11 protein-coding genes and 1 pseudogene are annotated in these 15,001 nt (G+C 69.0%); 11 read left to right on the top strand and 1 reads right to left on the bottom strand.

Translation table 11 applies throughout. The annotated features are described in order from the left end of the window. Positions 1–29: 29 nt before the first annotated feature. From pheA to QM772_RS16720, 8 genes are all read left to right on the top strand, one after another. Entirely contained in the window at positions 30–1,136 is a 1,107-nt protein-coding gene (pheA, locus tag QM772_RS16755) for a prephenate dehydratase (protein ID WP_415138464.1), read from the top strand. Then, complete coding sequence (locus QM772_RS16750) at positions 1,129–2,001, top strand: prephenate dehydrogenase (RefSeq protein WP_415138462.1); 873 nt, start codon at positions 1,129–1,131, stop codon at positions 1,999–2,001. The genes pheA and QM772_RS16750 overlap by 8 nt, the downstream gene beginning before the upstream one ends. Positions 2,002–2,018: 17 nt before the next feature. After that, the gene (locus tag QM772_RS16745; protein WP_415138460.1) at positions 2,019–4,019 is read left to right on the top strand and encodes a bifunctional 3-phosphoshikimate 1-carboxyvinyltransferase/cytidylate kinase; all 2,001 of its coding nucleotides are present in this window, start codon (positions 2,019–2,021) and stop codon (positions 4,017–4,019) included. 186 nt (positions 4,020–4,205) lie between these two features. Beyond that, positions 4,206–5,888, top strand: coding sequence for a 30S ribosomal protein S1 (gene rpsA, locus QM772_RS16740; protein WP_415138458.1), 1,683 nt, complete (start codon positions 4,206–4,208; stop codon positions 5,886–5,888). Positions 5,889–5,935: 47 nt separating this feature from the next. After that, positions 5,936–6,241, top strand: coding sequence for an integration host factor subunit beta (locus QM772_RS16735; RefSeq protein ID WP_415138456.1), 306 nt, complete (start codon positions 5,936–5,938; stop codon positions 6,239–6,241). Between the two features lie 40 nt (positions 6,242–6,281). Then, positions 6,282–6,581: a lipopolysaccharide assembly protein LapA domain-containing protein gene (locus QM772_RS16730; protein WP_415138454.1), complete on the top strand. Its 300-nt coding sequence runs from the start codon at positions 6,282–6,284 to the stop codon at positions 6,579–6,581. Next, positions 6,571–7,731 carry a lipopolysaccharide assembly protein LapB gene (gene lapB, locus QM772_RS16725; RefSeq protein ID WP_415138452.1) on the top strand — a complete coding sequence of 387 codons (1,161 nt, stop codon included), beginning with the start codon at positions 6,571–6,573 and terminating at the stop codon, positions 7,729–7,731. Before QM772_RS16730 ends, lapB begins: the two co-directional genes overlap by 11 nt. Before the next feature lie 116 nt (positions 7,732–7,847). Beyond that, a complete protein-coding gene (locus tag QM772_RS16720) occupies positions 7,848–8,192 on the top strand; it encodes a ComEA family DNA-binding protein (protein WP_415138450.1) in 345 nt (114 codons plus the stop codon). Between the two features lie 85 nt (positions 8,193–8,277). On the opposite strand, the gene QM772_RS16715 is transcribed toward QM772_RS16720, so the two are convergent. Beyond that, positions 8,278–11,982: a hydantoinase B/oxoprolinase family protein gene (locus tag QM772_RS16715; RefSeq protein WP_415138448.1), complete on the bottom strand. Its 3,705-nt coding sequence runs from the start codon at positions 11,980–11,982 to the stop codon at positions 8,278–8,280. 137 nt (positions 11,983–12,119) lie between these two features. On the opposite strand from QM772_RS16715, the pseudogene QM772_RS16710 reads away from it, so the two are divergent. The 3 genes and pseudogenes from QM772_RS16710 to QM772_RS16700 all read left to right on the top strand — a co-directional run bounded on the left by QM772_RS16710 (position 12,120) and on the right by QM772_RS16700 (position 14,977). Further along, a pseudogene (locus QM772_RS16710) lies at positions 12,120–13,098 on the top strand (TRAP transporter substrate-binding protein). Between the two features lie 22 nt (positions 13,099–13,120). After that, positions 13,121–13,654: a TRAP transporter small permease gene (locus QM772_RS16705; protein WP_415138446.1), complete on the top strand. Its 534-nt coding sequence runs from the start codon at positions 13,121–13,123 to the stop codon at positions 13,652–13,654. A gap of 9 nt (positions 13,655–13,663) precedes the next feature. Continuing rightward, a complete protein-coding gene (locus QM772_RS16700) occupies positions 13,664–14,977 on the top strand; it encodes a TRAP transporter large permease (protein ID WP_415138444.1) in 1,314 nt (437 codons plus the stop codon). The last annotated feature ends 24 nt before the right edge of the window (positions 14,978–15,001 follow it).

The following is a 15,001-nucleotide window of genomic DNA, read 5'->3' as shown; positions in this document are numbered from 1 at the left end:
GCCCCAGGGCCGGCCTCCGTTGCCCACCGATGAGCCAGCCCCCCCAACAGTCCGACGCCCTCGCCCGGCTGCGCGTGCAGATCGACAGCCTGGACGCGCAGTTGCTGACGTTGCTGAACCAGCGCGCGCGTGTCGCCGAGGAGGTGGGCGAGCTCAAGCGGCTCGAAGGCACGCCGTTCTTTCGCCCCGACCGCGTGGCGCAGGTCATCGCCAAGGTGCAGGCCACCAACCCCGGGCCGCTGCTCAACCAGCACGTGGCCTCGATCTGGCGCGAAATCATGTCGGCCTGCCTGGCGCTGGAAGTGCCGCAGCGCGTGGCCGTGCTGGGACCGGGGGGCACCTTCACCGAGCAAGCGGCGGTCGAGTACTTCGGCAGCGCCGCCAACCTGATCCGCTGCGTCAGCTTCGACGAGGTGTTCCACGCCACCGCCGCCGGCACGGCGCAGTTCGGCGTGGTGGCGGTCGAGAACTCCACCGAGGGCGTGGTGGCGCGTACGTTCGATCTGTTCCTGCATTCGCCGGCGCACATCGTGGGCGAGGTCAGCCTGCTGGTGCGCCACAACCTGCTGCGCCAGACCACCGGGCTGGAAGGGATCGAGGTGGTGCTGGCGCACCCGCAGGCGCTGATGCAGTGCCAGGGCTGGCTCTCGGCCCACCTGCCCCAGGCTGAGCGCCGCGCCGTCTCCAGCAACGCCGAGGGCGCGCGCCTGGCCGCCGGCAACCCGGCCTGGGCGGGCCTGGCCAGCGAGCGCGCAGCCGCCCAGTTCGGCCTGCACATCGTCGCCCACGCCATCCAGGACGAGGCTTACAACCGCACGCGCTTCGCCGTCATCTGCCTGCCGCAGACGCTGGCCATGCCGGCGCCCAGCGGCCGGGACTGCACCAGTCTCGTCGTGTCGGTGCCCAACAAGCCGGGCTCGGTGCACGACATGCTGACCCCGCTGAAGAAACACGGCGTCAGCATGACGCGCTTCGAGTCGCGCCCCGCCAAGTCGGGTCAGTGGGAATACTTCTTCTACATCGACATCGCCGGCCACCCGTCCGAGCCGCACGTGAAAGCGGCGCTGGAGGAACTGCGCTCGCTGTGCGCGTTCTACAAGGTGCTGGGCGCCTACCCGCTGGGGCCAGATGTTTGAGCAGCTCGGACTGATCGGCTGCGGCCTGATGGGCGGCTCGTTCGCCCTGGCGCTCAAGCGCGCCGGCCTGGTCAAGCGCGTGGTGGGCTACAGCAAGTCGCCCTCCACCACCGAGCGCGCGCGCCAGCTCGGGGTGATCGACATCGCCGCGCCGTCCGCCCTGCTGGCGGTCTCGGGCGCCGATCTGGTGCTGCTGGCGGTGCCGGTGGCGGCCACCGAGACCACCTTCAAGGCCATCCGGCACCTGCTGAACCCGGGCATGCTGATCATGGACGTCGGCTCCACCAAGCGCGACGTGGTGGACGCCGCGCGCCGCGCGCTCAAGCAGGACGTCGGCCTGTTCGTGCCCTGCCACCCGGTCACCGGGCGCGAGGTATCCGGCGTGGAGCACGCGGATGCCGACCTGTACGCCGGCAAGCGCCTCATCGTCACGCCGATCGAGCGCACGCGCATGAGCAAGATCGACCAGGCCGACGCCGTGTGGCGCGCGGTCGGCTGCGACGTGGTGCACATGTCGCCCGAGCAGCACGACGCCGCCTTCGCCGCCGTCAGCCACCTGCCGCACATGCTGGCCTTCGCGCTGATGAACAGCATCGCCGGCCAGGCCGATGGCGAAGCCTTCCTGTCGCTCGCCGGTCCGGGTTTTCGCGACTTCAGCCGCATCGCCGCCAGCGACCCGCAGGTCTGGCGCGACGTGCTGGCGGCCAACCGCGAGGAGATCGGTGCCCAGCTCGCGCACTTCCAGCAGGCGCTGGCCGAGCTGCAGCAGTGCATCGACGCCGGCCAGACAGACGAGCTGGAGCGCCTGATCAACCACGCCAGCATGGCCCGCGCCCACTGGCGCCCCACGCCCGGCTCGCGCTGAACCCCCGCGCGCCGCCCGTGTTCGAGACCGCGTTCCTCGACGTTCCCGCGCTGCGCGCCGTGCACGGCACGGTACGCCTGCCGGGCTCCAAGAGCATCTCCAACCGCGTGCTGCTGCTGGCCGCGCTGTGCCAGGGCCGCACGGTGGTGCACGACCTGCTCGATTCGGACGACACGCAGGTGATGCTGCAAGCGCTGCGCCAGCTCGGCTGCGGCGTGGCCGTGGAAGGCACGCGCGCGGTGATCGACGGCCTGGGCGGCCGCGCCAACCGGCCGCGCCAGGCGGCGCTGTTCCTGGGAAATGCCGGCACGGCGATGCGCCCGCTGACCGCCGCGCTGGCCGTACTGGGTGGCGACTACGCCTTGAGCGGCATTCCCCGCATGCACGAGCGCCCCATCGGCGACCTGGTCGATGCGCTGCGGGCGCTGGGCTGCGACGTGCGCTACACCGGCCAGGACGGCTACCCGCCGCTGGCCATCGGTGAACCGCGGCTTCAGCTCGGCCAGCCCATTCCCGTGCGCGGCGACGTGTCCAGCCAGTTCCTCACCGCGTTGCTGATGGCACTGCCGCTGGCCGCCGGCCGGCCGGGCGCGCAGGACATCGTGATCGAGGTAGTGGGCGAGCTGACCTCCAAACCCTACATCGAGATCACGCTGCAACTGCTGGCGCGCTTCGGCGTGCAGGTGCGACGAGAGGGCTGGCAGCGCTTCGTCATCCCGCAAGGCGCCGCCTACCGCTCGCCAGGGAACATCCACGTCGAAGCCGACGCCTCGTCTGCTAGCTATTTCATAGCTTCTGGCGCCCTATCGGCGGGCGCTGAAGGCCAAAATGGCTTGAAGATCGAAGGCGTGGGCGCCGACTCGATCCAGGGCGACATCCGCTTCGTCGAGGCGGCGCGCCTGATGGGCGCACGAATAGACAGCGGCCCCAACTGGCTGCGCGTGCAGCGCGGCCGCTGGCCGCTGGCCGCCATCGACCTGGACTGCAACCACATCCCCGACGCCGCCATGACGCTGGCGATGATGGCGCTGTACGCCGACGGCCCCAGCACGCTGCGCAACATCGCCAGCTGGCGCGTGAAGGAGACCGACCGCATCGCCGCCATGGCCGCCGAGCTGCGCAAGCTCGGCGCCCAGGTGGACGAGGGCGCGGACTTCATCCGCATCACGCCGCCCGCCGCATGGGAGGCGGCGCGCATCCACACCTACGACGACCACCGCATGGCCATGTGCGGCTCGCTCGCTGCCTTCAACCCGGCCGGACTGCCGGTGCGCATCGAGGATCCGCGCTGCGTCGGCAAGACCTTTCCCGACTACTTCGAGACGCTGTTCGCCGTCGCTGAGCCGGCCGGCCCGCTGCCGGTGATCTGCATCGACGGGCCCACCGCCTCCGGCAAGGGCACGGTGGCGGCCGAAGTCGCGCGCCGGCTGGGCTACCACTTCCTCGACTCGGGCGCCATCTACCGCATGACCGGGCTGGCCGCGCGCCGGCAAGGGCTGGCGCCGGAGCCGCCGCACGAGGCGGCCATCGCCGCCCTTGCCCGCGCGCTGCCCGCGCGCTTCGGCGCCGGCCGCTTCTGGCTGGGCGAGCAAGACGTCTCGGACGCCATCCGCACCGAGGCGGCGGGCATGGACGCCTCGCGGGTGTCGGCGCTGCCCGCGGTGCGGCAGGCACTGGTCGAGTTGCAGCGCGCCTCGGCTCGACTGCCCGGGCTGGTGGCCGACGGGCGCGACATGGGCACCGTGATCTTCCCCCAGGCATCGCTCAAGGTGTACCTCACCGCGAGCGCCGCCGAGCGGGCCGACAGGCGCCATAAGCAATTGATTTCCAAGGGTATTCCTGCTAACATCGACAGTCTTCGCGCCGACTTGGAGGCGCGCGACGCGCGGGACAAAAACCGCGCGTCAGCGCCTCTCAAGCCCGCGCAGGATGCCCTGCTGCTGGACAACTCGCATCTCTCCATCGATCAATCGGTCGATCAGGTGCTCAGCTGGTGGCAGGCCCGGCAGCCTTTCTGACGTTCTCAGAAACAGCCGCCACACCGCCCACCAGGCTTCCCTCCTGCGCTTGCATGGCGCTTTGAGCCGGGTGGTTGTTCAACCTCAACCCGCGGTCTTCAAGCCGTACCCGCCGCCCCACAGCCTTTAGAAACGATTGCACGGTGCCGTCGTGAACCTGTGCGTGGCCGCCACAAGGAAACTTTCATGTCTGAATCTTTTGCCCAGTTGTTCGAGGAATCCCTGCAGCGCACCGAGATGCGCCCGGGCGAGGTCATCACCGCCGAAGTGGTGCGCGTCGAGCACAACTTCGTCGTCGTGAACGCCGGCCTCAAGTCCGAGGCCTACATCCCGATCGAGGAATTCAAGAACGACCAAGGCGAGGTCGAGGTCGAGCCCGGCGCCTTCGTGCCGGTGGCCATCGGCTCCATCGAGAACGGCTACGGCGACACCATCCTGAGCCGTGACACCGCCAAGCGCCTGGCCTCCTGGCTGGCGCTGGAAAAAGCCCTGGAATCGGGCGACTTCGTGACCGGCACCACCGCCGGCAAGGTCAAGGGCGGCCTGACGGTGCTGGTCAACGGCATCCGCGCCTTCCTGCCCGGCTCGCTGGTCGACACCCGCCCCACCAAGGACCTGACGCCCTACGAGAACAAGACGCTGGAATTCAAGGTCATCAAGCTCGACCGCAAGCGCAACAACGTGGTGCTGAGCCGCCGCGCCGTGGTCGAGGCCAGCATGGGCGAAGAGCGCGCCAAGCTGATGGAGACGCTGAAGGAAGGCGCCGTCGTCAACGGCGTGGTCAAGAACATCACCGAATACGGCGCGTTCGTGGACCTGGGCGGCATCGACGGCCTGCTGCACATCACCGACATGGCCTGGCGCCGCGTGCGCCACCCCAGCGAGGTGGTGCAGGCCGGCCAGGAAATCCAGGCCAAGATCCTCAAGTTCGACACCGAGAAGAACCGCGTCAGCCTGGGCCTCAAGCAGATGGGCGACGACCCGTGGCTGGGCGTGTCGCGCCGCTACCCGCAAGGCACGCGCATGTTCGGCAAAGTCACCAACATCGCCGACTACGGCGCCTTCGTCGAGCTGGAGCCCGGCATCGAGGGCCTGGTGCACGTCTCCGAGATGGACTGGACCAACAAGAACATCGCACCGAGCAAGATCGTGTCGATGGGCGACGAGGTCGAGGTCATGATCCTGGAGATTGACGAGGACAAGCGCCGCATCAGCCTGGGCATGAAGCAGTGCAAGGCCAACCCCTGGCAGGAATTCGCGCAGAACACCAAGCGCGGCGACCGCGTCAAGGGCCCGATCAAGTCGATCACCGACTTCGGCGTGTTCGTCGGCCTGGCCGCCGGCATCGACGGCCTGGTGCACCTGTCCGACCTGTCCTGGAACGAGCCTGGCGAGACCGCCGTGCGCAACTACAAGAAGGGCCAGGAAGTCGAGGCCCTCGTGCTGGCCGTGGACGTGGACCGCGAGCGCATCAGCCTGGGCATCAAGCAACTCGACCAGGATCCGTTCACCACCTTCGTGACGGTGAACGACAGGGGCCAGACGGTGACCGGCAAGGTCAAGTCGGTCGACGCGCGCGGTGCCGAGATCGACCTGGGCAACGACGTGGTGGGCTACCTACGCGCCTCCGAGATCAGCCGCGACCGCGTGGAAGACGCGAGCCAGGTGCTGAAGGTGGGCGACGAGGTGAACGCCGTGGTCGTCAACGTGGACCGCAAGTCGCGCAACATCCAGTTGTCGATCCGCGCCAAGGATGCCGCCGACCAGCAGGAAGCCATGGCCAGCCTGAGCCAGAACAGCGGCAGTGCCGGCACCACCAGCCTGGGCGCGCTGCTGCGCGCCAAGTTGGACAACAACGAGTCCAAGTAAGCGCGAGCCCGCGGGGCGGCGCCTGCGCCGCCCCGGCATGCCAGACCATGACCCGATCCGATCTCGTGGAACTGCTGACCGAGCGCGTCGGCCAACTCACGCACCGCGACGCCGACGCGGCCGTCAAGACCATCCTGGACGCCATGAGCGACGCCCTGGTGCGCGGCCACCGGATCGAGATCCGCGGCTTCGGCAGCTTCTCCATCAACCGGCGTCCGCCGCGCATGGGCCGCAATCCGCGCACCGGCGAGAACGTTCACATCCCCGAGCGACGCGTGCCGCACTTCAAGCCCGGCAAGGCGCTGCGCGAGGCCGTGGGCGCGCAACCGGTGGAAAGCGCCGCCGACGACTGAACGCCCCCGCTAGAATCTTCACGCACCTAGACGAAGATTCATGACCAAGCTCACCCGGCTGCTGAAGTGGATACTGAAGGCAGCCGTTTTTTTTGCCCTGTTCGCCTTCGCGCTGAACAACCAGCAGGACGCCACCGTCCACCTGCTGTTCGGCCGCCAGTGGCGCGCGCCGATGACGCTGATCGTGCTGACGGCCTTCGCGCTCGGCATGGTGGTCGGCGTGCTCGGCATGCTGCCGGGCTGGTGGAGCCGCCGCGCGGCGCGCCGGCAGGCGGCTGCCCAACCCGACGCCCGCGCGCCGATGGACGACACGCTGGCCCCGCCGCCCCATGGAGTTTGACCTCAGCTGGATCCTGCTGGGCGTGCCGATCGTGTTCGCGCTCGGCTGGTTCGCCTCGCGGCTGGACCTGCGGCAGCTGCGCATCGAGAACCGCCAGGCGCCCAAGGCCTACTTCAAAGGGCTGAACTACCTGCTGAACGAACAGCAGGACCAGGCCATCGACGCCTTCATCGAGGCGGTGCAGCGCGACCCGGACACGTCCGAGCTGCACTTCGCCCTCGGCAACCTGTTCCGCCGCCGCGGCGAATACGAGCGCGCCGTGCGCGTGCACGAGCACCTGCTCTCGCGCGCCGACCTCGGCAAGAGCGACCGCGAGCGCGCGCAGCACGCCCTGGCGCAGGACTTTCTCAAGGCCGGCCTGATCGACCGCGCGGAAGACGCGCTGCGCAAGCTGGCCGGCACGCGCTACCAGCCGCAGGCCTGGCTGACCTTGCTGTCGTTGCACGAGCGCTCGCGCGACTGGACGCAAGCGGCCGACGTCGCCCGCAGCCTTCAGCAGGCCGGCGAAGGCGACTTCGCCGCCCGGCTGGCGCACTACCAGTGCGAGCTGGCAGCCACCGCGCTGGCCAAGAAGAACGACCCGGCCGGCGCGCGCCGGCTGCTGGAGGACGCCCTGCAGGCCACCCCCGACGCCGCCCGCCCGCGCATCCAGCTCGCCGGCCTGCTGGCCGCCCAGGACGACCTGCGCGGCGCCTTCGAGCAACTCACGCTGGTGGAGCGGCACGCGCCGCAGGCGACCCCGCTGGTGGCCAGCGAGCTGATGCGCATCGGCCAGGCCACCGGACAGCTCGCCCGCGCCGCCGAGCTGCTGCGCCGCAGCTACGCCGCCACGCCGTCGATCGACGTGGCCGACGCCATCGTCCAGGCCGACCTGGCCGCCGGCATGCCGGCGGCGCAGGCGCGCGAAGGCTACGTGCGCCACATGGCGCAGGAGCCGTCGCTGATCGCCGCCACGCGCTGGCTCGGCCACGAGCCGTTCGCCCGGGAGGGTGCGCACCCGGTGGTGCAGCGCTCGCTGGAACACGCCGCCCGCCCGCTGGCGCGCTACCGCTGCGCGGCCTGCGGCTTCGAGGCCCAGGGCTACTTCTGGCAGTGCCCGGGCTGCCAGGCGTGGGAGAGCTTCCCGCCCAAGCGCATCGAAGAACTTTGATCCACTTGTGATCCATTACCCGCGTGGTCAACGCCGCGGGCTACGACCCGTTGGGCGAGAGCCTCGCCGGCAGGTTTCCGCCGGTTTCGACCACCAGTCCTCAGGAGGGATGTCCCATGTTCAAGAAGCTTCTGGCCGTGCTGGCCCTGTTCTATGCCGCCGTTTCGTTCGCCGCGGTGGATGTCAACACCGCCACGGCGGCCGATCTGGACAGCGTCAAGGGCATCGGGCCCAGCCTGTCGAGCAGGATCCTCGACGAGCGCAAGAAGGGCAGCTTCAAGGACTGGAGCGACCTGATCGCGCGCGTCAAAGGCGTCGGCGACAAGAGCGCGGCCCGGTTCTCCGCCGAAGGGATGACGGTCAACGGCGCGGCCTATGCCGGCGCCGCGGCCAAGGCCGCGAAGGAGCCCAAGGCCAAGACCCAAGCCAAGGCGGCGGACAAGGCCCCAGCCAAGCCGTGACGGGCTGAGGCTCGATGGAGCGGCACGCTCGGGCGTGCCGTTTTTTGACAAAACTATCAAATAGATAGCTGCCGGCGCCCGCCAGTCAAGCGCTGGAGGCCGATTTGGCAATTGGCTCGCCAAACCCGCCGCCACCCGGCGTGTGGATCTCGAAAATGTCTCCGGGCTGCATCTCGGCGCTGCCGATGTGCCCCAGTTCCTCCACCGTGCCGTCTGCCCGCACCACGCGGTTGATGCCCACCACGCCGGCGCCGCCGCCGGCCATGCCGAAGGCGCCGCGCACGCGGCCGTTGCTGAGGATGCTGGCCGTCATCGGCTCCAGAAAGCGCAGGCGCCGCACGCCGCCGTCGCCGCCCGGCCAGCGGCCGGTGCCGCCCGAACCGGCGCGGATCTCGTAGCTCTCCAGCCGCACCGGGAAGCGCCACTCCAGCACCTCAGGGTCGGTCATGCGCGAATTGGTCATGTGCGTCTGCACGACGCTGGTGCCTGGGAAGCCGCCCACCAGCCGCCCCTCGTCGTCGAACACGCCGCCCGCGCCCGAGCCGCCGGAGATGGTTTCGTAGTACTGGTGGCGCGCGTTGCCGAAGGTGAAGTTGTTCACCGTGCACTGGCTGGCGCCCATCAGCCCCAGCGCGCCGATGAGGGCGTTGGTGATGCAGGTGGAAGTCTCCACGTTGCCCGCCACCACGCTGGCCGGCGGGTGCGGGCGCAGCATGCAGCCGTCGGGGATCACCACCTCGATGGGCTTCAGGCACCCGGCGTTGAGCGGAATGTCGTCATCGACGAGCATGCGGAACACGTACAGCACCGCCGCCATGCACACCGCCGTGGGTGCGTTGAAGTTGTTGAGCTGCTGCGCGCTGGTGCCACTGAAGTCGATGCGCGCCGCGCGCGCCGCGCCGTCGAGCGACACCGCCACCCGGATCTGCGCGCCGTTGTCCAGCGGCAGAGTGAACTGGTCGCTCTTCAGACGCGCGGCCAGGCGGGTGATGGCGCGGCGCACCGATTCCTCGGCGTTGTCCTGCACGTGGCGCATGTAGGCTTGCACCACGTCCAGGCCGAACTGCTGCACCATCCTGCGCAGCTCCTGCACGCCCTTCTCGTTGGCGGCGATCTGCGCCTTCAGGTCGGCCAGGTTCTGCTGCGGGTTGCGGCTGGGGTATTCGCCGCTCGCCAGCAGCGCCAGCACCTCTTTCTCGCGCAGGGTTCCGCGATCGACCAGCTTGAAGTTATCGATCTGCACGCCCTCCTCCTCGATGCGGGTCGAGAAGGGTGGCATCGATCCGGGCGTGATGCCGCCGATGTCGGCCTGGTGGCCGCGGCTGCCGACGTAGAAGATCGGCTCGGGCGCGCCGTCCAGATACACGGGCGTGATCACCGTCACGTCGGGCAGGTGCGTGCCGCCGTGGTAGGGGTCGTTCAGCGCGTACACGTCGCCGCGCTGCATGCGGCCGGCGTTTTCGCGGATCACGGTCTTGATGCTCTCGCCCATTGATCCCAAGTGCACCGGCATGTGCGGCGCGTTGGCGATCAGGTTGCCCTCGGCGTCGAACAGCGCGCAGCTGAAGTCCAGCCGCTCCTTGATGTTGACCGAGTAGGCGGTGTTCTGCAATTGCAGCCCCATCTGCTCGGCGATGTTCATGAACAGGTTGTTGAACACCTCCAGCAGCACCGGGTCCACCGTGGTGCCGGCGGCGAACCGCAGGGCGCGCGGCGCGATGCGGTCCAGCACGATGTGGTCCAGCGCCGTCAGGCTGGCGCGCCAGCCAGGCTCCACCACGGTGGTGGCGTTCTGCTCGGCGATGATGGCCGGGCCGTCGATGGCGTCGCCCGGGCGCAGGTCCTCGCGCACGATCAGCGCCGCGTCGTGCCAGGCCGGCTGGCCGTCCGCGCCGGCCGTGTACATGCGCACGGTATCGCGGCGCGGCGCCGGGCGCACGGGGTGCAGCGGGTGGGCGTCTTCGCGTGGCGCATCGCCAGCCACCACGGCCTCGACCGACACCGCCTCCACGACCAGCGCCTTGCCCTGCATCAGGAAGGCGAAGCGCTGGCGGTAGGCGGCTTCGAAGCCCTCGGTCACGTGGCCCATCACCGCCTCGTCACTCATATCACCGCCGCGCAGATCGGGGAACGGCACGATCAGCGCCGAGTCCGTGCCCTCGTAGCGCACGTGCGCACGGTGCAGCACGCGCACGGCCGCGCGGCTGACCTGCTGGCGCTCCAGTTCGCGGCGCGCAGCCAGCGCCAGCTCGCCCAGCGCGTCGCGCAGAGGGCCGATGTGCTCGGGCGCCAGCGGCAGCTCGACCGCTGTTTCGCGCATCACGTTCTGGTCGGCCAGGCCCATGCCGTAGGCCGACAGCACGCCGGCCAGCGGGTGCACCAGCACGCGCGTCATGCCCAGCGCGTCGGCCACCAGGCAGGCGTGCTGGCCGCCGGCGCCGCCGAAGCATTGCAGCGTGTAGCGCGTCACGTCGTAGCCGCGCGCCACGCTGATCTTCTTGATGGCGTTGGCCATCTGCTGCACGGCGATCTGGATGAAACCGTTCGCCACGTCCTCGGGCGCGCGGCCGGTCGGCGCGGCGATGTCGGCGAATTTGGCGCGTACCACGTCGCCATCCAGCGCCTCGTCGGCACGCGGGCCGAACACCTTGGGGAAATGCGCCGGCTGGAGCTTGCCGACCATCACGTTGGCGTCGGTCACGGCCAGCGGGCCGCCGCGCCGGTAGCTGGCCGGGCCGGGATTGGCGCCGGCGCTCTCGGGGCCGACGCGGAAGCGCGCGCCGTCGAACTGCAGGATGGAGCCGCCGCCGGCCGCCACCGTGTGGATGCTCATCATCGGCGCGCGCATGCGCACGCCGGCCACCTGGGTCTCGAACTCGCGCTCGAACTGGCCGGCGTAGTGGCTCACGTCAGTGGAAGTGCCGCCCATGTCGAAGCCGATCACCTTGTCGTGCCCGGCAATTTCCGCCGTGCGCGCCATGCCCACGATGCCGCCGGCCGGGCCGGAGAGGATGGCGTCCTTGCCCTGGAAGGCGTGCGCATCCGTCAGCCCGCCCGAGGACTGCATGAAGAACAGCCGCACGCCCGGCATCTCAGCCGCCACCTGCTCGACGTAGCGGCGCAGGATCGGCGAGAGGTAGGCATCGACCACCGTGGTGTCGCCACGGCTGACGAACTTCATCATCGGGCTGGTGGCGTGGCTGGTGCTGACCTGCGTGAAGCCGACCTCGCGCGCGATGCGCGCCGCCGCCTGCTCGTGCTCGGTGTAACGGTAGCCGTGCATGAAGACGATGGCCACGCTGCGCAGCCCGGCGGCGTGCTGCGCCTGCAGATCGCGCCGCAGCCGCGCTTCATGGAGCGGGCGCACCAGCTCGCCCTGCGCGCCCACGCGCTCGTCGGCCTCCACCACGGCGGCGTACAGCAGCTCCGGCAGCACGATGTGGCGGTCGAACAGGCGCGGCCGATTCTGGTAGGCGATGCGCAGGCCGTCGCGAAAGCCCTGCGTGGTGACCAGCAGCGTCGGCTCGCCCTTGCGCTCCAAAAGTGCATTGGTGGCCACGGTGGTGCCCATCTTCACGCACTCCACCAGTTCGGGCGTGATCGGCTCGCCGGGCCTCAGGCCCAGCAGGTGGCGGATGCCGGCCACCGCCGCGTCGCGGTAGTGCTCCGGGTTCTCGGACAACAGCTTGTGCGTGACGATGGCGCCGTCAGGCCGCCGCGCCACGATGTCGGTGAACGTGCCGCCACGATCGATCCAGAACTGCCAGCGGTTGGAAAATGAGGTCTGCATGGAAGGTGGCACCAATATTGCGTGGGTCCATTGTAGGAAGGCTGCAGACGTGCCCGACACGCTGCGGGCAAGCCCTAAGCATCATCCATGCCGATGTCTCCCACAATCCACGCACCCTCGTCTTCACTGGAGTTCACATGATGCGTCGCCCGTTTCTCCCGCTCGCCGCCGCCACCCTGGCACTGGCCGCCGGCAGCGCTCTCGCCCAGGCCAAGTGGGATTTGCCCACGGCCTACCCGCCGGCCAACTACCACACCGAGAACATCGTCCAGTTCGCCAAGGACGTGGACGCGGCCACCGGCGGCAAGCTGAAGATCACGGTGCACGCCAACGCGTCGCTGTTCAAGGCGCCCGAGATCAAGCGGGCCGTGCAAAGCGGCCAGGCGCAGGCCGGCGAAATCCTGTTGGCCAATTTCGCCAACGAGAACCCGATCTACGCACTGGACGGCGTGCCCTTCCTGGCCACCACCTTCGCCGAATCCAAAAAGCTCTACGACGTCTCCAAGGCGCCAATGGAGAAGCTGCTGGCCGCGCAGGGCATCAGAGATCCTGTTCATGGTGCCCTGGGCGCCACAGGGCATCTACATCAAGAAGGAGATCAACTCCGCCGCCGACCTGAAAGGCGTGAAGTGGCGCGCCTACAGCCCTGCCACCGCGCGCATCGCCGAACTGGTGGGCGCGCAGCCGGTGCAGATCCAGCAGGCCGAGCTGAGCGCCGCCATGGCCACCGGCGCGGTCGAGTCGTACATGAGTTCCGGTTCCACCGGCTACGACACCAAGACGTACGAGAGCATCAAGCACTTCTACGACACGCAGGCGTGGATCCCCAAGAACGCGGTGCTGGTCAACGCCAAGTCCTTCGACGCCCTGGATGCCGCCACCAAGGACGCGGTGCTGAAGGCTGCCGCCACCGCCGAAGCACGCGGCTGGAAGGTCGCACAGGACAAGAACGAGGAATACAAGAAGCTGCTGGCCGAGCGCGGCATGACGATCCACAAGCCCTCGGCCCAGTTGCAGGCCGACATGCGCAAGGTCGGCGAGGTCATGCAGGCCGACTGGCTCAAGGCGGCGGGCGCCGATGGCGCGGCCATCATCGAAGCCTTCAAGAAGCCCTGACGCCGCGCGCGGAACCCGAGACATGCGCCGCTTTCTCGACCGCCTTTACGACGGCGCCGGCGCCCTGGGCGCGCTGTGCGTCTTCCTCATCTTCCTGCTGATGATCTGGGCAGGCGTGGGCCGGCAGATGAACTGGCGGGTCAGCGGCGTCAACGACATCGTGGCCTGGCTGTGCGCGGCGGCCTCGTTCTTCGCCATGGCGCACGCCTTCCGCCACGGCGACTTCGTGCGGGTGACGCTGCTGCTGGAGAAACTGCCCTCGGCCGCCCGCCGCGTGGCCGATGTGGCGTGCCTGTTGATCGCGCTGGTTTCGGTCGGCTACCTCACCTGGTGGGCCACCGCCTTCACCTGGGAAAGCTACGCATTCGCCGAGATGGCCACCGGCCTGGTGGTCATCCCCATCTGGATCCCGCAGAGCGTGTTCGTCGTCGGCTGCTGGCTGTTCCTCGTCGCGCTCGTCGATGAGCTGGCGGGCGTGCTGCGCGGCGGCAAGCCCAGCTACCAGCGCGCGGTGGAAGAACGCCACGCCGCCGGCGACTTCTCTTCCGACATCTGAAGCAAGACCATGACCGACAACCTGCTCATGGGCGCGATGCTGCTGGGCATCATGCTGGTTCTGCTGGCCGGCGGCGTGTGGATCGCCATGACGCTGGCCATCGTCGGCTGGGTGGGCCAGGCTTTCTTCACCAACACGCTGCCGGGCAAGAACCTGTTCTCCGCCTTCTGGGAAAGCAACGCCAGTTGGGAGCTGGCGGCGCTGCCGCTGTTCATCTGGATGGGCGAGATCCTGTTCCGCACGCGCCTGTCGGAGGAGATGTTCGAGGGCCTGCGCCCCTGGCTCAACCGCGTGCCCGGGCGGCTGATGCACACCACCATCCTGGGTTGCGGTGTGTTCGGCTCGGTATCAGGGTCATCGGCGGCCACCTGCGCCACCATCTCCAAGGTCGCGCTGCCCGAGCTGAAGCGCCGCGGCTACAACGAGAACCTGGCCATCGGCTCATTGGCCACCGCCGGCACGCTGGGCATCCTGATCCCGCCCTCGATCACCATGGTGGTGTACGCGGTGGCGGCCGACGCCTCCATCATCCGCATCTTCCTGGCCGGCTTCCTGCCCGGGCTGCTGCTGATGCTGCTGTTCTCCGGCTACATCGGCTGGTGGAGCCTGCGCCACCCCGACCAGGTGCCGCCGGCCGACCCGCCGATGAGCTTCATGCAGAAGGTCAAGGCTTCCGGCAACCTGATCCCCTGCGCGCTGCTCATCATCTTCATCGTCTGGGTGCTGGTGGCCGGCTGGGCCACCGCCACCGAATGCGCGGCCTTCGGCGCGCTGGGCTCGCTGGCCATCGCGGCGTGGGGCCGCAGCCTGACCTGGCAAGCCTTCAAGGATGGGCTGATGGGCGCCACGCGCACCAGCTGCATGATCATGTTCATCCTGGCCGGCGCCGCCTTCCTCACCAAGACGATGGCCTTCACCGGCATTCCGCGCGAACTGGCGGAATGGGTCGAAGGCATGCACCTGTCGCCCTACGCGCTGATCGGCGCGCTGGTGCTGGTGTATTTGGTGCTCGGCACGGCGCTGGACGGCATCAGCATGATCGTGCTGACCAGCGCGGTGGTGCTGCCCATGATCCAGAAGGCCGGGTTCGACCTGGTGTGGTTCGGCATCTTCATCGTGCTGCTGGTGGAGATCGCCGAGGTCACGCCGCCGGTGGGCTTCAACCTCTTCGTGCTGCAGAACATGACCGGCAAGGACAGCAACGTCATCGCCAAGGCGGCGATCCCGTTCTTTCTTTGCCTCGTGGCCTGCATCGCCATCATCACGGTGTTCCCGGAGATCGTCACCTTCCTGCCCGATGCCATGATGGGCAAGGAGCACTGAGCGCCGAGGACGCGCGCCCTACAA

The organism is Ottowia sp. (assembly GCF_047601385.1).
GTDB lineage: Bacteria > Pseudomonadota > Gammaproteobacteria > Burkholderiales > Burkholderiaceae_C > Ottowia.
This window is presented reverse-complemented; position numbering and strand designations above follow the sequence as displayed.

Bases quoted from the DNA above. Each gene is read 5' to 3' on its own strand.
- lapB (WP_415138452.1), top strand. From the start codon at position 6,571: ATGGAGTTTGACCTCAGCTGGATCCTGCTGGGCGTGCCGATCGTGTTC.
- QM772_RS16700 (WP_415138444.1), top strand. From the start codon at position 13,664: ATGACCGACAACCTGCTCATGGGCGCGATGCTGCTGGGCATCATGCTG.
- pheA (WP_415138464.1), top strand. From the start codon at position 30: ATGAGCCAGCCCCCCCAACAGTCCGACGCCCTCGCCCGGCTGCGCGTG.
- rpsA (WP_415138458.1), top strand. From the start codon at position 4,206: ATGTCTGAATCTTTTGCCCAGTTGTTCGAGGAATCCCTGCAGCGCACC.
- QM772_RS16730 (WP_415138454.1), top strand. From the start codon at position 6,282: ATGACCAAGCTCACCCGGCTGCTGAAGTGGATACTGAAGGCAGCCGTT.
- QM772_RS16720 (WP_415138450.1), top strand. From the start codon at position 7,848: ATGTTCAAGAAGCTTCTGGCCGTGCTGGCCCTGTTCTATGCCGCCGTT.
- QM772_RS16735 (WP_415138456.1), top strand. From the start codon at position 5,936: ATGACCCGATCCGATCTCGTGGAACTGCTGACCGAGCGCGTCGGCCAA.
- QM772_RS16750 (WP_415138462.1), top strand. From the start codon at position 1,129: ATGTTTGAGCAGCTCGGACTGATCGGCTGCGGCCTGATGGGCGGCTCG.
- QM772_RS16705 (WP_415138446.1), top strand. From the start codon at position 13,121: ATGCGCCGCTTTCTCGACCGCCTTTACGACGGCGCCGGCGCCCTGGGC.
- QM772_RS16715 (WP_415138448.1), bottom strand. From the start codon at position 11,982: ATGCAGACCTCATTTTCCAACCGCTGGCAGTTCTGGATCGATCGTGGC.